Origin of the sequence: Salicibibacter cibarius, from assembly GCF_016495725.1 — a bacterium.
Lineage (GTDB): Bacteria > Bacillota > Bacilli > Bacillales > Marinococcaceae > Salicibibacter > Salicibibacter cibarius.
The window spans coordinates 395,897-415,969 of record NZ_CP054705.1; the positions used below are offsets into that span (position 1 = coordinate 395,897).

20 protein-coding genes and 2 pseudogenes are annotated in these 20,073 nt (G+C 43.6%); 13 read left to right on the top strand and 9 right to left on the bottom strand.

Annotated elements, in window-relative coordinates; all coding sequences use genetic code 11:
- Nucleotides 1-4 precede the first annotated feature (4 nt).
- The 5 genes from HUG15_RS02095 to HUG15_RS02115 all read left to right on the top strand — a co-directional run bounded on the left by HUG15_RS02095 (nt 5) and on the right by HUG15_RS02115 (nt 4,964).
- Entirely contained in the window at nt 5-724 is a 720-nt protein-coding gene (locus tag HUG15_RS02095; protein WP_142090498.1) for a cytochrome c biogenesis CcdA family protein, read from the top strand.
- Between the two features lie 67 nt (nt 725-791).
- Nucleotides 792-2,438, top strand: coding sequence for a cytochrome c biogenesis protein ResB (gene resB / locus HUG15_RS02100; RefSeq protein WP_142090499.1), 1,647 nt, complete (start codon nt 792-794; stop codon nt 2,436-2,438).
- 37 nt (nt 2,439-2,475) lie between these two features.
- A complete protein-coding gene (gene ccsB / locus HUG15_RS02105; protein ID WP_142090500.1) occupies nt 2,476-3,666 on the top strand; it encodes a c-type cytochrome biogenesis protein CcsB in 1,191 nt (396 codons plus the stop codon).
- Nucleotides 3,667-3,766: 100 nt separating this feature from the next.
- The gene (gene resA, locus HUG15_RS02110) at nt 3,767-4,321 is read left to right on the top strand and encodes a thiol-disulfide oxidoreductase ResA (protein ID WP_142090501.1); all 555 of its coding nucleotides are present in this window, start codon (nt 3,767-3,769) and stop codon (nt 4,319-4,321) included.
- 121 nt (nt 4,322-4,442) lie between these two features.
- A complete protein-coding gene (locus HUG15_RS02115; RefSeq protein ID WP_142090502.1) occupies nt 4,443-4,964 on the top strand; it encodes a TlpA family protein disulfide reductase in 522 nt (173 codons plus the stop codon).
- 246 nt (nt 4,965-5,210) lie between these two features.
- Here the strand turns inward: HUG15_RS02115 and HUG15_RS02120 are convergent, their stop codons facing one another.
- Nucleotides 5,211-5,546, bottom strand: a complete 336-nt coding sequence (locus tag HUG15_RS02120) for a cytochrome b5 domain-containing protein (protein WP_227003907.1) — start codon at nt 5,544-5,546, stop codon at nt 5,211-5,213.
- Nucleotides 5,547-5,813: 267 nt separating this feature from the next.
- Nucleotides 5,814-6,587 (bottom strand): C40 family peptidase, encoded by a 774-nt coding sequence (locus HUG15_RS02125; RefSeq protein WP_142090503.1) that lies wholly within the window; start codon nt 6,585-6,587, stop codon nt 5,814-5,816.
- A gap of 309 nt (nt 6,588-6,896) precedes the next feature.
- Here HUG15_RS02125 and HUG15_RS02130 point away from each other — a divergent pair, with 309 nt between their 5' ends.
- Nucleotides 6,897-7,841 carry a metal ABC transporter solute-binding protein, Zn/Mn family gene (locus tag HUG15_RS02130; RefSeq protein ID WP_142090504.1) on the top strand — a complete coding sequence of 315 codons (945 nt, stop codon included), beginning with the start codon at nt 6,897-6,899 and terminating at the stop codon, nt 7,839-7,841.
- 412 nt (nt 7,842-8,253) lie between these two features.
- Here the strand turns inward: HUG15_RS02130 and HUG15_RS02135 are convergent, their stop codons facing one another.
- The 3 genes from HUG15_RS02135 to HUG15_RS02145 all read right to left on the bottom strand — a co-directional run bounded on the left by HUG15_RS02135 (nt 8,254) and on the right by HUG15_RS02145 (nt 11,162).
- The gene (locus tag HUG15_RS02135; protein ID WP_246516461.1) at nt 8,254-9,504 is read right to left on the bottom strand and encodes an ISL3 family transposase; all 1,251 of its coding nucleotides are present in this window, start codon (nt 9,502-9,504) and stop codon (nt 8,254-8,256) included.
- A gap of 127 nt (nt 9,505-9,631) precedes the next feature.
- A complete protein-coding gene (gene lgt, locus HUG15_RS02140) occupies nt 9,632-10,492 on the bottom strand; it encodes a prolipoprotein diacylglyceryl transferase (RefSeq protein WP_142090505.1) in 861 nt (286 codons plus the stop codon).
- Between the two features lie 259 nt (nt 10,493-10,751).
- Complete coding sequence (locus tag HUG15_RS02145; RefSeq protein WP_142090506.1) at nt 10,752-11,162, bottom strand: rhodanese-like domain-containing protein; 411 nt, start codon at nt 11,160-11,162, stop codon at nt 10,752-10,754.
- A 273-nt stretch (nt 11,163-11,435) separates the two neighbouring features.
- Between HUG15_RS02145 and HUG15_RS02150 the strand changes: the two genes are divergently transcribed.
- The 5 genes from HUG15_RS02150 to HUG15_RS02165 all read left to right on the top strand — a co-directional run bounded on the left by HUG15_RS02150 (nt 11,436) and on the right by HUG15_RS02165 (nt 13,942).
- Nucleotides 11,436-12,077, top strand: coding sequence for a ferric reductase-like transmembrane domain-containing protein (locus tag HUG15_RS02150; RefSeq protein WP_142090507.1), 642 nt, complete (start codon nt 11,436-11,438; stop codon nt 12,075-12,077).
- Nucleotides 12,078-12,115: 38 nt separating this feature from the next.
- Nucleotides 12,116-12,352 (top strand): ZIP family transporter, encoded by a 237-nt coding sequence (locus tag HUG15_RS23590; protein ID WP_425504026.1) that lies wholly within the window; start codon nt 12,116-12,118, stop codon nt 12,350-12,352.
- Between the two features lie 5 nt (nt 12,353-12,357).
- On the top strand, nt 12,358-12,948 hold the full coding sequence (locus HUG15_RS02155; protein WP_405127388.1) for a ZIP family metal transporter: 591 nt from the start codon (nt 12,358-12,360) through the stop codon (nt 12,946-12,948).
- Between the two features lie 26 nt (nt 12,949-12,974).
- On the top strand, nt 12,975-13,634 hold the full coding sequence (locus HUG15_RS02160; protein ID WP_211202324.1) for a hypothetical protein: 660 nt from the start codon (nt 12,975-12,977) through the stop codon (nt 13,632-13,634).
- A 98-nt stretch (nt 13,635-13,732) separates the two neighbouring features.
- Nucleotides 13,733-13,942, top strand: coding sequence for a hypothetical protein (locus HUG15_RS02165; RefSeq protein WP_142090509.1), 210 nt, complete (start codon nt 13,733-13,735; stop codon nt 13,940-13,942).
- Between the two features lie 165 nt (nt 13,943-14,107).
- On the opposite strand, the gene HUG15_RS02170 is transcribed toward HUG15_RS02165, so the two are convergent.
- Nucleotides 14,108-14,383, bottom strand: a complete 276-nt coding sequence (locus HUG15_RS02170; protein WP_142090510.1) for a thioredoxin family protein — start codon at nt 14,381-14,383, stop codon at nt 14,108-14,110.
- 380 nt (nt 14,384-14,763) lie between these two features.
- Here HUG15_RS02170 and HUG15_RS02175 point away from each other — a divergent pair.
- Nucleotides 14,764-15,426 (top strand): annotated as a pseudogene (locus tag HUG15_RS02175) (IS110 family transposase); the annotation flags it as partial.
- Between the two features lie 76 nt (nt 15,427-15,502).
- Here HUG15_RS02175 and HUG15_RS02180 read toward each other — a convergent pair.
- The gene (locus HUG15_RS02180) at nt 15,503-16,546 is read right to left on the bottom strand and encodes an IS30 family transposase (protein WP_200126720.1); all 1,044 of its coding nucleotides are present in this window, start codon (nt 16,544-16,546) and stop codon (nt 15,503-15,505) included.
- Between the two features lie 110 nt (nt 16,547-16,656).
- Here HUG15_RS02180 and HUG15_RS02185 point away from each other — a divergent pair.
- A pseudogene (locus HUG15_RS02185) lies at nt 16,657-17,232 on the top strand (IS110 family RNA-guided transposase); the annotation flags it as partial.
- A gap of 133 nt (nt 17,233-17,365) precedes the next feature.
- Here the strand turns inward: HUG15_RS02185 and HUG15_RS02190 are convergent.
- Nucleotides 17,366-17,776, bottom strand: a complete 411-nt coding sequence (locus HUG15_RS02190; RefSeq protein WP_142090511.1) for a MerR family transcriptional regulator — start codon at nt 17,774-17,776, stop codon at nt 17,366-17,368.
- Between the two features lie 100 nt (nt 17,777-17,876).
- Nucleotides 17,877-20,063, bottom strand: a complete 2,187-nt coding sequence (locus HUG15_RS02195; protein ID WP_142090512.1) for a copper-translocating P-type ATPase — start codon at nt 20,061-20,063, stop codon at nt 17,877-17,879.
- Between the last annotated feature and the right edge of the window lie 10 nt (nt 20,064-20,073).

A 20,073-nucleotide genomic window follows, 5' to 3' on the forward strand; every position in this document is an offset into this window, starting at 1 on the left:
TTATATGGATGATGTGTCGCTCGGCCTTGCTTTTGCGGCAGGCCTCATATCTTTCTTTTCCCCTTGTATTTTCCCGTTGCTTCCGGCTTATTTGGCTCAACTGACCGGCACTGACGTTTCATCGGGAGCCATCAATGCGGAGCGGCGGCTGATTTTCACCCGCAGCATCGGATTTATTCTTGGCTTTACGATTATTTTCTTGCTGCTTGGATTATCCTCAACCCTTATCGGGTCATGGTTTAATCAGTACAGTACAGCCATTATGCAAATGGGCGGGATCATCATTATTTTATTTGGGCTACAAATGAGTGGGCTTATTTCCATTCGTGCCTTACTGACCGAGAAAAAAGTAGCCAAAACCCCTAAAAAGGCTTCGAGCTTTTCCGGTTCGGTGCTGTTTGGTCTGGTATTTGCAGCTGGATGGACCCCTTGTATTGGCATCACCCTCGGTTCCATTCTCACGCTTGCGGGAGCATCCGGAAGTATGCTAACCGGGTCAACCATGCTATTTGTTTATTCCATGGGGCTAGGGGTACCATTCATAGCAGTTTCGCTCCTTTATGCGCAATCTTTCCAGAAGCTTAACGCCATCAATCGTTTTTTACCGGCTATTCAAAAAGGGGGAGGGGTCGTTATGATTATCCTGGGCATCCTTCTTCTCACAGGTTATTTCGAGACGATCGCAATGTATTTAGGGCAGTATGTCCCGTCCTGGATGATATAAATGGTTGTGGTTATGAGAAATTCTTTCAAAAAACTGATCATCTATGAAACTAAATTTATGGGGGCTCATGATGAACAAAAATTGCGAGTGTGGACGAGTCAACCCTTACGGCACAGAAGTATGTGGATCATGTGGTAAACCACTGGCAGACCCTGATTCGAACCGACTGCTCAACATGCGTTACGAGGGTGCCGCACGTCGTTCCCAAATATATAGCACATCCATTATCGATAAAATCTGGAATTTCTTTTCGTCTGTCAAAGTAGGGATAGGCATTATAATTGTAACACTAATTGTCTCTTCCCTCGGAACCATTTTTCCGCAAGAGATGTTTATGCCGCCCGGCGAAACGCCGGAAGTGTATTATGAAGAGGAGTACGGAGGATTAGGCCAAGCTTATTATGCTTTAGGGTTGCACAATATGTATGGATCTTGGTGGTATATGTTGTTGATTGCTGCGCTGGGCATATCGATCATCATTGCTAGTATCGATCGTTTTTTTCCATTATATAAAGCTTTGAAATCGCAGCGTGTAACAAGACACAAAAGTTTTATGAAACGTCAGCGTATTTTTGGGACAAGTCGGGTGGAGGATGTCGACCACACGTTTCAAGCAGCCCAAGATCTATTGAAAAAGAAGCGCTACAACATCCGGGAAGAAAACGGCCATATACTGGCGGAGAAAAACCGTTGGGCACGGTGGGGACCTTATGTGAATCACATCGGGTTGATTATATTTTTAATCGGGGCATCGCTTCGGTTTTTCCCTGGCATGTATGTAGATGAAAATATGTGGATTCGTGAAGGCGAGACCGAAGTGGTCCCTGGCACATCCGGTGAATATTACGTTGAGAATCAGGGATTCACGTACGAAGAGTTCGATGAAGATGATGAAATTTTTGCGGATGGCATGGAAGCAAGTGCCGCCCTTCAGTTTGAAGAAACTTTTCGAACAGACGCAGTATTATATAGACCAGAAGGCCCTCTGGGCGTCGATCAAGAGCTCGAAGAAGTCGATCGGCATCCGATCGAAGTCAACGATGCCTTCCACTTCGATGATTACACGCTTTATCAAGTGGACTATAAATTGGATGAGTTAAAAGAACTGAGTTTTGAAGTTGAGGACACGGAAACCGATGAGGTGTTGGGTTCCTTTACCGTAGATTTAAATGACCCGGATGATACGTATGCCCTTGATAATGGGGAGGATGTTCGCATTAATAGCTACTTCCCGAATTTCTATATGAATGATGAGGGCATGCCAACAACGGAAAACGATGTCCCGGATAATCCGGCATTCATTTTTGAAATGGCGAACCCGGATACAGAAGCATTAGACCACACTTTTCTCGGTATTCAAGCGAATTACAATGTGAGCCCTGATCAAGAAGAGAATCGGTACGAGTTTTCGTTAGATGGTCTTGATACTAATGATTTAACAGGTCTTACCGTTCGAAAAGATAACACCATTCCCTATCTTAGTGTTGGAGGGGCCATTTTCCTTATCGGTCTTGTACAAGGATCTTATTGGCCACATCGTCGCATTTGGTTGCAACGAAACGACGGAGAGGTTTGGCTCGCTGCTCATACGAATAAACACTGGGCACCCCTGAAAAAAGACATCGATGCGATCACGAAAGAGACAGGCATTACGGCGCCTCGGGATCAAATCGATGATGAATATGAGAAGGGAGAGGAGAAGGACAATAGCTAAGGTTCACTCTTAATGAGAGGATAGGAGGTAAATAAAGATGAGTTTGAGCATGATCCTACTCACGATCGCATTCTTTTTCTATTTAGTTGCGACGGTTTTATACGCGGTGTCTGTGACAGGGCGAAAATGGAGGAATAAAGAAGGCTGGGTAACGGGAAATAACTGGGGTCTTTTCGGGTATATAACAGCCATTGGTGGCCTCGTTTTTGCCTTAGGGTATTTCGTGACCAGATGGATCACGGTCGGGTTTGCCCCGGTAAGTAATATGTTCGAGTATCTCACATTTTTTGGTATTACGTTAAGCCTCGCTTTTGTGATCATCTATGGCATATATAGAAGTAACGTCCTTGGTGTCATTACATTGCCTGTTGTGATGCTCATGATTGGGTATGCCACAGTATTTGTAACTGATTATCAACCACTACAACCGGCTTTACAAACCTATTGGCTTGAGATTCACGTGTTAACAACAGGGTTGGCTCAGGGAATTCTTGCCGTTAGTTTTGGGGCAGGGGTCATTTACCTTCTACGGACAATCGATTTAAAAGAAAAAAAAATGACCAAAAGGACGTTTGGCGTCGAGTTTATTATGTACACCTTTATGACTCTTTTTGCCTTCATCGTTTTGACCAACGCGTTTAACGCATTCGGTTATGAAGCTCAATTTGCTTATGTCAATGAATTTGAAGAACCAGCCGAAATCATTTATGATCTTCCCCCGATATTTGGCCCGAACGAGGGAGAGTTGCTCTCTTCAGATCGTATGGAGCCTTGGTTCGAAATGCCCGATTGGATTGATAGTGATTCCTTGAACACAACAGCATGGGCTTTTGGTTCTGGTCTCGTTTTATTTGGGGCGGTTCGTTTAATCACGAGGAGACGTATAGGGACTCTTTTACAACCATTCGTGAAAAGGGTCAATCCGGACTTAATGGATGAAATAAGCTATCGTGCCATAGCAATTGGGTTCCCACTTTTTGCATTAGGAGGGCTTGTTTTTGCCATGATCTGGGCTCAAATTGCTTGGACAAGGTTTTGGGGGTGGGATCCGAAAGAAGTGTGGGCACTCATTACCTTTCTCTTCTATGCAGCTTACCTGCACTTACGGTTGAACCGCAGTTGGCAAGGGGAACCTTCTGCTTGGTTGGCTGTTATTGGTTTCGCGATTATCATGATTAATTTAATATTCGTCAACCTTGTTATTGCAGGTCTTCACTCTTATGCTTAGAATCAAAAGCATCTTTGACAAGGTATCCATGCAGAGAGAACACGTCTAGGAAACGCCTAAAAGCGCCATCAATGGCAATCTATCAATAGTGAGGTGGACTATGGATAAAGAGGAAAGAGCTAAACGTAAACGACGGCGCCTATGGATGCGTACGGCTGTGTTAATGACGCTGGCTGTCGTTGTTTCTTACGTGTTTTACACCAATTTTGTTCACACGGAGGAGGCGGTTTCTGAAGGAGATCAAGCCCCCAATTTCACGCTGATCAATATGGATGGTGAAAGGGTAGAGCTTGCCGATTATGAAGGGCAAGGCGTATTTCTTAACTTTTGGGGCACCTATTGCCCACCATGTGAAGAAGAAATGCCTTATATGGAAGATCAACATCAGGCGTATTTGGATGATGATGTTGAAATTCTTGCCGTAAATGTGGGGGAATCCGAGTTGACCATTGATCGATTTGTTGATCGTCTTCAGTTAACTTTCCCTATCCTCATGGATGAAAATAGCGATGTGATGGATTATTATGGTGTCGGGCAACTCCCGGCAACCTATATGATTGATGAAAACGGGGAGGTTGTTCACATTCGCGTAGGTGGCATGAGTGAAGAACACGTCCAAGATTTTATGCAAATGGTCGACCCTACAGCTTCTTAACAACGGTCGTAATCGATTAAAAATCTAATCCTGACAGCGTAGAGTTATTTCAATGGTTAGATGACCCGGAAGGTGGAAAGGTGCTAATCTCCTTAGAAAGCGGGTCGACGGGGGAATACGAATGGTTCGAAAAGTAAGCAGTATAGGAGCTCTTCTGATTGCAACGTTGGTGATGGGAGCAATCATCTATAATTCTGTTTCTTCTCCACCGATGGGTGTCAACCAGGGAGAAAAAGCCCCGGATATGGAGTTGCCGAAAGCCGAAGGAGAGAGTATGAGTTTAAACGATGTACGTGGCACATTTGTCATTATGAATTTTTGGGCTTCTTGGTGTGAACCCTGCATTCGAGAATTTCCTCTGCTTGATCAAGTCCATCAGGAATTTAATGACGATGAGGTAAATGTGCTAGCGGTCAATATGTCATCGTTTGAGCGTACGATGGATGAAGCAATGGAATTTTTAGATGAGCGACCAGTCACTATGCCTATCCTCTTCGACCAGGATGGGGAAATGGCTGATGCGTATCAAGTCGCCGGTCTTCCAACCACGTATTTGATTAATGAAGAAGGCATTATCGTTGATATCATTATGGGAGAAGTGACCGAAGAAATGCTTATGGAGAGACTCCAACCTTTCTTATGACTAGCAATAGATTTCGATTAAAAGTCCATCTTGTAAGACATTGTGACAGTACATTTCCTAACATGCCTTATTCCGCAATCGCGCTTATATTCTTGAACAGTCATTCTCGCTTCGTTCGTATTATGAGTTTAACCAGTCATTTCTGGTTGAACTCATAATACAAAGGGCGTAATTGCGGAACATTCCCTAAAAAATACCCTTTGGAATCATCTTATCCAAAGGGTTAAACTTCGCAACTAATTGTTATTATTCTTCTAGTGTACCAACAGTTGGTAAGTCTTCCAATACATCAGTTCCATGTGGAGCTTCTTCAATTTCTTCTGTGTGGTCATCACCAGCCTCTAATCCACCAGCGGGGGCGTGTTCTCCACCTTCCCATTCATCAACATCTGTAACGTCGTAAACGACTCCATCAACCGCTACATAAGCATCGTTTCCATCGTGCCCATCATATTCTTCAAGTTCTTCCAAAGTAAATTCTCGATCTTCTTCAGTTTCATCTCCTTCATCCGCTGCTTCTTCTCCGCCACAAGCAGCAAGTAGCATGACTGAGCTGCCAAGAATCATCAATAATTTATTCACAGAATACCTACTCCTTAAGTTAAATAGATACTAATGGTTTCTCCATACACATAATATAACATTTCGAATTTGGTCCTAAATAGACATTTCATAGATTTGTCAGCTTTAATTCAAATGGGATTTTATATTTATAAGTGATAGACATAAGAAACTGTATCTCTCCCTAATAGTTTGAATAAGCACTGATAGGTTACAATGTAATAAAAAGGATTATTCAACAATCGTTGTTATGAGTACATCATAGCAACAGCTAATTTTTGTGAGGAATTATTGCATGGTTTTGGTTCCGATGATGTGCTCTTGCCAATAATCACTGGTAATGTCAGCTTGAACAACACCTTCACTCCCTGCGTGAATCATTTGGTTATCCCCGATATATATGCCACTGTGTGAAGCTCCTGTCATATCATACGTGCCTTCGAAAAACACAACATCCCCAATGCTCATAGACGTTACGTGTTCCCCATCGTTCTCCCACATCTCTGCATGAGTTCGAGAGACATCGATGCCATTTTGATCAAACACATAATTGATAAAGCCGCTGCTATCAAATCCATCAGGCGTTGTGCCGCCCCATTGATAAGGCGTTCCCAGTACACTCTCAGCTGTTGCAGCAATATCTGAATCTGAAGAAGCAGGATCTTGGTTTTCTGAATCTTCATTTGACGGATCACCATTACTTGAAGTGTCTGGTTCTAATGCCTGATATGTATTTGGGCCGGCTATTCCATCTATAACAAGGCCTTGATCGCTTTGATACTCTTTAACAGCATTTTCTGTTTCAGAACCAAACGTTCCATCGACTTGAACAGCGTACCCTTGATTACTTAACTCAGACTGTAATTGCTCCACTTCACTACCTTGGTCATCTCTTAGGAGATAGTTTTGTGAAGCGCCCATGTTTTCCTCTGTGTAATAATCTTGTTTGCTATGATCATCCTCGTCTGGCTCAGCGTATGCGGAGACACTTTCACTCCACATCGGTGCAAACATAACAACTGTCACGAGTGATGAAGATAAAAATAGTTTTCTCATGTTCATTTAAAATTCCTCCCTATTTTTGTATTCCTAAATTAAAATAACAAGAAAATATGGAGAAACTATGAGTATACTATTACTGTATGATTACAAGTATCTCCCTTCATAATATTTTCAGTAGATATAGCGCCATCATCCCAATCACGCGCGTAAAGTTTTTGGGATATCCATAAACTGAGCCCTTTATGCTTCTCTATGAAAGTAGTTGATTACCCTAGATTAAAGGAAGATTTTAAAAAGACCTTGACAGGATCAATGTGTTTCTCTAATCTTAAATCGTAATCATTACTATTTGAAAGGGTGTTTATTTGGATGCGGAAACCATGTATGATGATCATCATTTCCGGCATAGCACTTGCCGGTTGCCAAGGGGAAAGCTTGGGTAACGAAAGGGAGGAGGATCCTTTACAGATTCACACGACGGTTTTCGCTTTGGAGGACTTTACGTCCAAAATCGGCGGCAGCGAAGTCAATGCCGAAACCATCTACCCGCCGAACGCAGACGCGCATTCCTTTGAACCGACAGCTAATGAGTTGATCCAACTCGCGGAAAGCGATGCCTTTATCTATTCCGGCGTAGGTATGGAAGGCTTTGTTGAAACAGCCGAAGATATGCTCGCTGATGAGGGTGTGGCTATGGTCCCTGCGGGCGAAGGCATTGAACTAATTGGCAACGACCATGACCATGATGATGATCATGACCATGAACAAGATCACGAGGCTGAACATGAGGATGGCGACCCGCATATTTTTTTGGATCCGGTCCGTAGTATAGACGTTGCGGAGAATATTAAACATACACTTATCGAGTTGCGGCCGGAACAGGAAGCTTATTTTACGGAAAACTATGAAGCGCTACGTGATGATTTGGAAACGCTCGATCAAACGTTGGAATCGACGTTTGCAGAGGCCGATCGTGATGAGTTGATTGTCTCCCATGCTGCTTATGGCTACTGGGAAGATCGTTACGGATTAGAACAATTGAGCGTTCTAGGTCTTTCCCCTAATGAAGAGCCGTCCCAATCAGAGCTTGCCGAAATCGTCGAAATCGCGGAAGAAGAGGATATCGGCTACGTCGTTTTTGAAAATAACGTGAGCAGTTCCGTCACCGAAGTGATTCAGGAGGAAATCGGCGCAGAAAGCCTGGTGCTTCGAAACTTGGAATCCATTTCCGAAGAAGACATGGAGAATAATGAAGACTATTTCAGCATAATGGGAAAAAATATTGAGACGTTGCAGACGGCGTTAAATGAGTAGAGTAGCGCTTGGAGGACCCTTTATTTGGAAAGGTCCTTGCCTTTTCCAGTGCATCTGAGAAGAAGGTTTTTTCCAATTCAAGGTGCGCCGAGTCCTCGATTTGGAAAAAGAAACAAGAGTGCTTGTTAGATGCGGGTTTAAAGAATGTTTCAGAAAAAAATGCCTGCCATTAGGAAAGATGAAAAAATTTTAGGGAAAGTAAAGAATGAGCTGATTTCCCCTACAAATCTTTGACAAAAGGAAACAGCCAAAAAAAACCAGCATTGTTGCGGTTCCTTGGCTGTTTTTGTTGATTTCGCAAAACTTAGGACTATTTTTGCTTCAAATCGCTTGGAGGATCATCTTTGGCTATTTGTCTTCATTTTACCTCTTCTCATTTCGGCTCAACACCAAAATCTATGGTTGACTAAGCTCATATTTCCATATATTGATTCATGTAGTCTTCATTACATTCAACAAGAATGCGTTGGTGGTAAACATTAGGATTTCTCGTGAAATAATGACGCCGTTGAAGCGCTTTGATTTTGTTATGCCGCCCTTCAACAACGGCATTCGTGTAGCGTAAACGATGATAATTAACAATCTCTTTCTCCCAGTTCTTCAAGGTTTTCAGACATTCTTCGCTCGCTTGGTGCTGGATGGCATGCCCTTGTTTGTACCATTTTTGGAGTGTTATGGCCGCTTGCTTGGCATTTGTACTAAGGTCATACCATTCGATAAAGGCTTCCTTCCACTCGTACGCTTGGGCGAGTGTTGGATGGTAATGAATAATGGTTTGCACAGTTGCTAGTTCTTTGTCTGATAACTCATCTCCGCGCTTTGCCAGAAGCCGATGATTCCTTTTCAGTTTTTTCCGAGCGTGCGGGGGCAATCCTTTCTGCACATCGCGGCGAACGTCTTGAAGGGCTTCGGTCACATAGCGATTCACATGGAATCGATCAACAATCCGAATAGCCCGGGGGAACCAGGAACCGATCACTTGGTGATAAGTGAAACTCATATCCATGACGACGGCGACGGGATTCAAAACATGGAGAAACGGATGCGCTTCGGCATACGTGTGTAAATCTTCTTTTTTTCGCCCAGAGATGATATCGAGCATACTTCCGCCTTTTAAGTCATGGATCCCGGTGTTATAGGTATGGCCCTTACGGATCGCAAAATCATCGATCCCTAAAACCAAGCCCTGTCGATCCATCGCATCTTGAAAGCATGTCTGTTGCGTTGCTTCACTTTCGATTTGGATACCGACCTTAAAGAAACGTTCGACCGTTGTGTAAGGGGCTTCTTCAAATCTTGCCAAGCTTTTTACGGTTGTCCCGTGGCCTTTTTGAAGGCATTGGTTTTGAAAGGCGATCGTATAACGCTTTTTCGGAGCTACAAAATCATATTGCCATACAAAGTTAGCCCCGCAGTTTTGACACTCCAAAGCAATCGCCTGGAGCAACAAGTAGGTGTGTGAAACACCCATGGATAAATGACGAACACAGCGTTTATATGGTGTCCCGTTTCGTTTCACCTGTTCCGAGTGACAAATCGGACAAGGTTGGATACGATCGATAGGCATTATCTCAAAGATTATGTTCTTCTCGTTATCGAGATAACTTTGTTTAATATCGATGGCTGGAAGTCCGAGCAATTGCTTGATACAATGATTGTGCACCTGATCACCCCACTATGGTTTTTGGTCGCACATTCATCATAGCAAGGGTGACGGGTGCTTTTCATTTATTTGGGTTTATTACCATATTTGTCCTTAGTTTTCAGCCATAGATTTTAGTGAAGACCCCTCATTTCTTATTCTTATTTTTTTTCCTATTCTTTTTCTTCGGTGGATCATCGGATAAATACCTGATCCTAGATAAGCCTGTTTTTCTTCGATAAATGATAGTGATGACACCACCGACAATTAAAACAATGGAAATGACTTGTGCCGTACGCAGGAGGTCAAAGATCATTAAACTGTCCGTACGTAATCCTTCAATGAAGAAACGACCAAATGAGTACCAAATAACGTACGTGAGAAAAAGCTCACCACGCCTCAAGTTGACTCTTCGTAAATAAAGAAGAATCCCAACCCCGATAAAACTCCAAATGGATTCATATAGAAAAGTTGGATGATAGTAGCTGCCATCAATGAGCATTTGATTGATAATCCAATTCGGAAGCATAAGGTTTTCAAGAAATTGCCTCGATACCTCTCCGCCATGAGCCTCTTGGTTTATAAAATTGCCCCAGCGCCCAATGGCTTGCCCAAGTAAAATACCCGGAGCTGCAATATCTGCAACTTTCCAAAAAGAATAGCCTCGAATTTTTGCAAATACATACCCAGTAAGAACGCCACCAACTAGCCCACCGTGGATCGCAAGGCCACCTTCCCAGATTGCAATTATTTGTCCTGGGTTTTCCAAATAATAATCCAAGTTGAAGATGACATAATACATCCTTGCAAAAACCAGTGCAACTGGAACTGCCCAGATGAGTAAGTCTGCGATAAAGTCTTTTGGAAGTCCACGACGTATGGCTTCACGGTTGACTAATACGTACCCTAGTAAGGCACCAAGAATGATAATAACGCCATACCAATATATCGGCCAGCCGAAGATTTCAAAGGCAACGGGGTTTAATGGTTGTACATTAGAAAGCAGCATTTTCTTCACTCATTTCTAGGCATTTGATCAAAAATTCCATGAACTTGACAATAAGTTGTATGAGAATTTTCTTTCCCGAATAGATAGTTTTACCTGTGTAATAGCATTAAGGTATTTACAAATTCTAAAACTACGACTTACGTTAAGACAAAAATGTGATCCTATATTACACGCAATATAAGATCACAAAATCATACCATCACTTAATGCTCACCAAACGGCGACCATGGGCTTTTCCACGTTAGGGCAATGGTAGTCGTTAATTTGTTTCCAGTGGCCCTTCCCAAACGGCCATTCCTCCACCAAAATTGGCGACATCATCAAATCCTTGATTAACAAGAAAGTCCGCACTATCAACCCCCATGCTCCCTGTGTGGCAAATTAAGATGATACGGTTGTTATCGCTCAATTCGTTATAACGTTGTTGAAATTCATCGTAAGGAATATGAATCGCACCGGGGATATGTCCTTCGTCGTAAAGCTCTTTTTCACGCAAGTCAACCAATTCAACGTTTTCCTTACCAATCTCTGCACTCACCTTGTTTTGGTTAATCTCTACCCACTCCCCTGTTTCCTCGGCTTCAGGTTCAACTGTAAATGGGTTAAACGTTAGAAGAAACACTAAAGTTATTACCGTCAAAACAATGGGTATGATATATTTACCCCGCAATTGCTCCCCCCCTTTATAAATATCCAGATGATGAAGTTATTGACCCTTTAACATTCAATGTATGCCCCCTTACTGAGGAATCATTGTGTTTTTCTCCTTTTATCATTCCTCATCTTTCCTCATAGTTCTAGTGTAGGTGAAAAAAGTGAAGAAAAAATGAAGTATTTTTATGAAAGATACAAAAGCTGCCGGTGTTCCATAGATCTCCATAGTTTTTTCATATATTTTTTCTATACTGATAAAAAAACGTATGGAAAGGGATGAAAGAAAAGAATGAGCCGAGCGATCAAAAAACATATTACCTTGTTCATTGTAACCGTGGCACTTATGGCTTTCTTTCTCTTTTTAAGAAGAGAATGGGATCCGATGCATGCCTGGAACCGTGCTTTTGCCGACATATCTGTTCTTTACATCGTAGCGATTCTCCTTCTTGGATCCTCTTCAAAGTTCAGCAACAGCATGAAATTATTGCTGCACTGGAGGAAACAGTTGGGAATTTGGGTGGCCATAACGGCTTTTGCTCATGTTTACATTATTTTTGACGGTTGGATTATGTGGGACTTCATGAGGCTGTTCTTTGTCTTTAATCCCATGACAAATAGTTATGATATTGATCCAGGCTTTGCCATCGGTAACCTTATTGGCATAGTGGCCTTGGTTTATTTATTTGCACTTTTCATGACCTCGAATAAAAAGAGTATAAAAGTGCTTGGTCGAGAAGGTTGGAAATACCTCCAACAGCGTGTGCACCTATATTATATTTTGGTCGTTCTACACACGGTTTATTTCTTGTTCTTTCACATCCCGTTACCAAATTTTGCTCGAATTCCATTTCTATTTTTAATTGTTATCGTGTGGGCTGCACATATCTTTGGTTTTATTAAAGTCCTTTCGGAGAGGAATCAAAAAAATTAGCTGGTTTGAAACCTAAATAAATGACAATCTCCATTGGAATGATGCAAAAGCTTTTACCTATCTTTTGTGGAGATTTTTTTGAAGCGCAGGAGGCCTTAACAAGCGCTATAGGGGAGGAGATCGGAAGTTGGCTGACGGTGGGTGGGTTCTTTGCCGGTATGTTGCTGGGGGCGTTGATCGACAAGCTCGTTCTTAATCAAGGCAACCCTCATAAAGTGAAAAAAGTAGAAGAGATGGATCAATCTCCCCCCAATCGGCCAGAAATCCGGAACTAATGAGAATGGGGGGGTTCACCGCACTTGCCATAACCATTCACAACTTTCCGGAAGGCATTGTTGCCTTTACCGCGGCTTTACAAGAACCTACGATCGGCGTTGCCATAGCGATCGCAGTTTCCCTTCACAATATCCCGGAAGGCATCAGAGTATTTATCCCCATATATTATGCAGCAGGAAGCAGAAAGAAAGCACTTTTGTATCCATTCTTGTCAGGGTTATCAGAGCCCCTCGGTGCGGTGGTCGCATTTATGGTCTTGATGCCTTTATTAAATGATATTCTGTTCGGCATCGTATTTGCTTCCGTTGCCGGGATTATGTTTTTATCTCATTGGATGGGCTCATTCCTGCGGCTGAAAAATATAATAAAGAGCATTCCTCGATTTATGGGTTTTCGTACGGCTGTCACGGCGTTTAGCTTGCAGTGCTTTCCTGAAAGAGGAAAAAAGCTACCTTGTGAGTATGTGATTTATAGCGTGCACTTTTCATCCGGTCTAATTGACTGTGAAACAGATTCCCTATTTGAGTTTAATATACATTACCCCCCTAATGCATTTTTGCATTTATCATATGTTGATATTATAGCCATAAAATAGTGGTAAAGGACAAGGAGTATGATTAAATGATTACGGGGTATATGTATATAATTGGTTTCTTATCCATACATCTGGGTTTCATTTTTTCCATTTATTTTTTTAGCAGATATAAAGGTAGCCTTATGGTCAATATGATGATGACCATGGCTTTGGCCATGGTATTTGGCTTGTCATTAGGTTTTTTCATCGGAATCGTTCTTCATGGAAATTTGTTATATTCGACCTTGTTCAGCATAACCTTTGCTGGAATCACCGGATTTATTCTCGGTATACGCTTACATGTGCTAGCGAGTATTGAAGGGCTTTTTTCCGGGATCATGGCAGGGATGATGGGAACAATGGTTATAGAAATGCTCACGATTTCGGAAGGGGCAGCCCTCCTGTTGATCAGCTTGTTATTGCTAATGGGCACCACAATGTTTTGTATTCGCCACGTCCTTCAGGAAAGATTTTCAACTTTCATTCAAAAATATGATTATGTCCTGCTCGTTGCAACGTGTATGTTAATGCTACTCACATTCTGGACCTTCCCCTTTTCAAGTATGGAAAAGCAACCACCCCCGCAACACGAGGAAAACCATCATATAATGATGATCGGCGAATCGGAAAAAAATCCAATTAATGAGGAGGAAGACATTCTGCCAAATACAATCTACCCCCTCAGAACGAGCTATAGAATAGCGTAGTGGGAATCATGACTTTCATGGTGTCTTCAAAGATTCTCCATATTTATTTGTTATGATTTGTGTTGAGTACGAGGATAAAAAGAAGGGAGGGATTCCGCATGAAAAACAAAAAGTTCTTACTCATTCCATCACTTGCTATTGCTGCTGTCTTGGTCGCAACCCCGATCGGTATTACATGGGCATCTGGAGATCATAGTGAAGGCGGTATGATGAATGGAATGATGATGGATGCTATGAATTCCCCAGAGGGTGAAAAGATGATGAATGCTTGTCAGGATTTCATGTTTTCCAATAGCGGATCAGATTAACTGGAGATTGAAAGTCTGATGGGTGCTCTCAGCTGCAGAAAAAATAGCCAAACTTAACTGAAGCCCTATGATTGAAAATCAGAATCAGCTCATGCATAGCATAAAAGGCGCAATCCTAGATTAAAGGAAAGCGCCTGATTACGTGTAACCTTGTTTCTGATAAATTTATTTACCTAGTATCTCTGCTTCTAAAGTATTGAAGTTAACGCCGTTGTTATTGCAGCAATCCGCTAATTTCCCGTCAATAGCAACCGATGGGACCGATTTAACCCCATACTCTTTAGCTTTATCATCACATTCGTCGGTGTCACATTTCTTATTCAAATCATACACAACAACTTCATGCTCAGCACTATATTGCGTAAGGTCTTTGACTTGTTTTACAGTCCCTTCACAGATAGGGCAACCTGACGTAAATACTTCAACTAATTTTTTAGCCATCTTCGATCTCTCCTCGTATAGTAAGTTTAAGCCCTTCAAATCTTGGGCAAATTCCACAAGATATTTTGTAGATTCATATGGTTTTTCCTTGGATGTCTCTAGATATTTCTAGATAATGATCATAGGATCATTTGGGACAATTCTTTTCTCTCCTGTGGTTCGACCACAACTAAAGACTGTCTCTCAGTGTACGTGCGGCACTTCCTACTCGCAGGCTGAGCCCTCGGCCTCTTGAACTCAGGGGAAGCAGCCCCTGGGGCGGCTTTCAATGCCGATGGAGTTCTGATACACGAGGTTGATGATCGGCGTTCACACTAGAGATATCTCGAGGCGTCCAAAGAACGACCGAATGATTCTACAATGAAAGGAGGAATCCCCCCATGCGAATGTTTGTCGGGCTTGACGTTAGCTCGTTTGATATGAAAGTGTGTGTGCTTGATCAAGAAGGTGATCAGCTTTCGGTTTTTACGGTTTCCAATGACTGGCCGGGTGCCCAGGTGCTCAAAGAACGGTTGCTCGAGCTCTTGGCCGATACAGAGGTTGACATCCTAAAGATCGGTCTGGAGTCCACATCCGTCTACAGTTTTCATCCATCCATGTTCTTGCATGATGACGATGATTTAAAACCCTATGGCGCCCAAGTCTTTGTGATCAATCCGAAGCAGATCGCCAACTTTAAAAAGAGCTTCGCAGACATGAACAAGACCGATGAGATTGACGCCTTTGTGATCGCCGATTATATGCGTTTCGGGCGCAATCAGATGTCCGTTGTCAAAGAAAGCCAATACGTGGCTCTCCAGCAGTTGACACGTTCGCGTTATCACTTGACCAAAGCGATGACGAAAGAGAAACAACACTTCTTGCAGCACTTGGAGTATAAATGCAACACCTTTTCCAAAGAAGTGGATTCATCGGTGTTTGGCCATGCTATGATGGAACTCTTTCTTGAAAAATACAGCCTGGATGAACTTGCCCAGCTTCCGCTTGAGGACCTGGCTCGGTTTCTTCAAGAGAAAGGGAGAAATCGTTTTCCCGATCCGGAACGTAAATTGCAATATTAAATGCAACACTTCCATCATGGACCGTGGCACAGGGTTTCCTGGGTTTATCCGGGGCGGGCTAGCCCGCCCCGGATAAAGCTCGCGCAAAAACGTCATCGGGCGTTTCATAGCCTAAGATTTTACGTGGGAGACTGTTCATCCATTTTTCTACGTCTTGCAGCTTTTCGTCCGTGTACGAATGGATCGCTTCACCTTTCTTGATAAATCGTCGTATCAGCCCGTTATGGCGCTCATTGGAGCCACGCTCGTACGATGCAAAGGGGTGGGAAAAATAGATGGAGATCCCTTCTTTTTGGCCTAGGGTATCTAACTCGCTAAATTCCGATCCATTGTCGGCGGTGATCGTCTTAAATACCGAGGTAAGATTCTTTTGATAAGGTGCTAATATGGCATTCAGCCCTTTCTCAACGGAGGGTGCATTCTTTTCCTCGAGACGCACCATGAGTTCTTTTCGCGTCTGTCGCTCCACCAACGTGAGAAGGGCTTCATCGTTCGATTTCTTCCCAATAACCGTGTCGATTTCCCAGTGCCCAAAGGTTTCTCGGGTGTCCACCGAAGGACAGCGTTCATCGATGCTTGTCCCATAAACGCGCTTGTTTTCGCGGGAGCGTTTTTTCTTGGTTGACCGCCGGAGCTTGAGCGGCAGATCCATATTGATAACCGTTAATTGCCCGGCATCGATCCAGTTGTAAAGGGTTTTGGCGCAGGGGATGTAGGTACTTTGCCACTCCGGGCATTTACGGGCGTAACCCACGAGGACATCAGGCGACCATTTGTCCTTCAAGATTTTCTTCTCGGCGAATGCTAGAAACGCAGAAGCCTTGGGGCGCACAGAAGGACATCCGCTGTTTTGACGATGGGCTTCATAAACACGCGCCCCGGCATCCGGATAATACTTTTTATACGATATTCGGTTCGTATCCATCTGTTGGACTGTCCCCCGTTTTTTCTCGCGGGAGAGCGTGCTGACATGGCGGTCCATTTTCTTTGCGATGGCTCGTAAAGACAGCCCCATCGTGAGATAGGCGGAGAATTCCCCTCGCTCTGTCTCGGACAAATGTGAAAACGTACGTCGGGTTGTGTTAGAATCAGTGTTAGCCATCGTTGAGACCTCCGTGTGTTAAGTGTTGTGGTGACATTAATGATACACGGTCTCACGATGGTTTTGTTGTTTAATTTATGTGTTGCAATTAATTTTACAATGAACCTCCCGATCCGGAAGCTGTCGCCGCATCCATCCAGAAAGCCGTCCGTTCATCGTACCGATTGGACAAAGTGGTCGAAGATTCCATCGATGTACTTTTAGGAACGTCCATTGAGCTCATTCGTTCCTTCCAAAAGCAAATCAAGGCGATCGATCAGTCCATTACTCGGATCATGAAAGGACTGACGCAGACGCTGGAATCAATCCCGGGCATTGGTCCGGTCTTCGCCGCAGGCATCATTGCCGAACTCGGTCAGATTGACCGGTTTCCCGATGAAACAAAAATAGCTAAATATGCGGGACTGTACTGGCGAAAACACCAGTCCGGGCGGTTTACCGCCGAAGATACTTCACTGACACGTCAAGGGAACCATTATTTGCGTTATTACCTCGTTGAAGCCGCCAACTCGGTACGAAGGCAAATTCCGGAATACCAAGTCTTTTATCAGAAGAAGTATCAAGAAGTCCCGAAACATCAACACAAACGTGCACTCGTGCTCACGGCAAGAAAACTCGTGCGATTGGTGGATGCGCTGCTACGCAAAAACCAACTCTTTACGCCAGAAAGGGGCGTGAACCTCTGACCGACATCGGCTGAGGGCTAGCCTTTCATTTTACCAGTATTTTACATTTTATTACTGGTGTTGTTCAGTGCGCGCTTTTTTCGCCTAAATGTCCTTTGACAACTTCATTTACTGTGATTTTGAACTTGACATATTACCGCAGGTCTTTAGATAGGTTTGTAATGATTGGACACTGGTCTTTAGGGACACCTGAACCCGGACAATTTGCTGCTAATTCTTCTAATAATGATTTCATGTGAATAAATTCGTTTATTTTCGAGTCAATTTCTTGGATTTTATTATTTGCAAATTCGTACATATCTTCTGAACGAAAGTTTTCGTTATGAGAAGCTAATAGCAGCTTTTTAATTTCTTCAAGACTAAATCCAACATTCTGGGCACGTTTAATAAATTGAATGTCTTGTACCACCTCTTTCGGAAACATTCTGTAGCCAGATTTTGTCCGAGGAGGTTCAGAAATAAGCTCACGTTTTTCATAATACCTTACTGTTTCAACATTAACGTTCGAGGCATTTGCTAATTGACTTACCGATAAACCATTCATTCCTTTCCCTCCTCGGTTATTATGGTAAAGTCTGTACCCTGATACAAAGTCAAGGCACGTAATTCGATTTTCATCCGATTGCTTATAGAGCCAAGAGTATTTACTTCATTTTGAGCGTCTGGGCATTGATCGCTACGATGACGGTACTCAGTGACATGAGGACCGCACCTAAGGCTGGATCAAGGAGAAAACCCCATGTAGCAAGCACACCTGCTGCGAGTGGAATCGCCACAATGTTATAGCCGGCGGCCCACCAAAGGTTTTGAATCATCTTGCGATAAGTGACTCTTGACAGATCGACAATGGATACGACATCGAGGGGGTCACTATTGACGAGTACAACATCGGCTGTTTCCATGGCGACGTCTGTACCTGCTCCAACGGCGACGCCGAGATCGGCATTTGCAAGTGCGGGTGCATCATTAATGCCATCCCCGGTCATACCAACCCGTTTTCCGTCAATCTTTAGTTCTTTAACTTTTTCTGCTTTTTCATGAGGAAGGACTTCGGCAATGACTTGATCGATACCAATCTGTTTGGCCACTTCCTGGGCCACTTTTTCGTTGTCACCGGTTAGCATCACGGTTTCGATGCCGATTTGGTGCAATCGCTCAACGGCTTCCTTGGCGGATTCTTTGACGACGTCAGCTAAGGCAATGGCACCGAGTAATGTTTGCTCCTGAAGGACAAAAACAACGGTTTTGCCTGTTTCGGCCAGTTTGGAAAAGTCTCTCTCATCGTAGCTGATTCCTTCCCTTTGCAGATAACCCGGACTAACGACCGAAATTGTCTTGCCGTCAATTTTTCCGGTAATGCCTGCGCCAGTCATCGAATCAAAAGCTTCCGGTTGAGGAATATCGATGTTTTCTTCTCTTCCTTTTGCAACAACCCCGGCAGCAATCGGGTGCTCCGATTGTGATTCAAGGGAAGCCGCCAGCCTTAGTAGTTCCTCTTCGGATACATCCTTCTCCGGGAGAATGTCTGTAACTCCGAATTCCCCATGCGTGAGTGTTCCGGTCTTATCAAAAATCATCGTGTCTATCCTTCTGGCACTTTCAAATCCGATGCGGTTTCTAATAAATAACCCTTTCTGAGCTGAAATCCCTGTGGAACGCGCGGCTACTAACGGAATCGCGAGACCGAGGGCGTGCGGACAAGAAATAACAAGCACGGTGACCATTCGGGTGACCGCGAACTCTGTGCTCACACCAAGTCCCATCCAAGTGCTGAAGGTCACGATTCCGGCAACAACAGCAACATAGAACAACAGTTTTGCGGCGCGATCCGAAAGCATCTGTGTTTTTGATTTGCTTTCCTGTGCCTCTTTGACGAGTTGAACGACTTGCGATAAATACCCTTCGTCACTCGTTTTGGAGACTTCGATCGTTAACGATCCAGAGGAGTTGATGGCTCCCCCGATGACTTCGTCCTCTTCTCCTTTTTCAACCGGTTCAGACTCCCCGGTAAGCATCGATTCATTGATCGAGGATTTTCCTTTTAAAATGTGTCCATCTGCCGGTATTTTCTCGCCCGGCTTAATAAGAAGACGATCTCCCTTTTTAAGCTCAGATACAGCGACGGATGTTACCTGATCGTTATCATCGAGTTTATTGGCTTCTTGAGGCATCAGCTCCACAAGAGATTCAAGGGAATCGGAAGCTTTCATGACGGATTTCATCTCGATCCAATGACCAAGAAGCATGATGGCAATCAATGTTGCTAGCTCCCAAAAGAAATCCATCCCCTCAAGGCCGAAGACCGTAGCGGCACTGTAGACATACGCAACAGTGATGGCAAAGCCGATGAGCGTCATCATCCCCGGGGATTTATCTTTGATCTCATTTACAAGACCCGTTAAGAAAGGCCAACCGCCGTAGAAGAAGACGATGGAGGCCAAGATGAGCTCAACGGCTGTATCGCCGGGAAATGCAACGGTATAGTTAAAAAACATCTGGATCATATCGGACAATATGATAATGGGTATAGCCAAAATAATCGTGACGAAAAAGCGTTTCTTAAAATCAGCCATCATATCTTCATGATTGCCATGGCCGTGATGGCCGTGGCCGGAATGACCGTCATCCCCATGGCTGGAATGGTTCCCATGGCTGCTGTGATGAGCATGGTCGTCATGGTCACGGTTATGTTCATGGTCATGATCATGATGATCATGTTGGCTATGTGGCTCGTCATGATCATGGTTATGATGACCATCTTCGTGATGAGCATGATGGCCATCGTCTTTGTGATGGTGATGTTCATGCTCATGATGATCTTTATTCGACATTATATCCCCT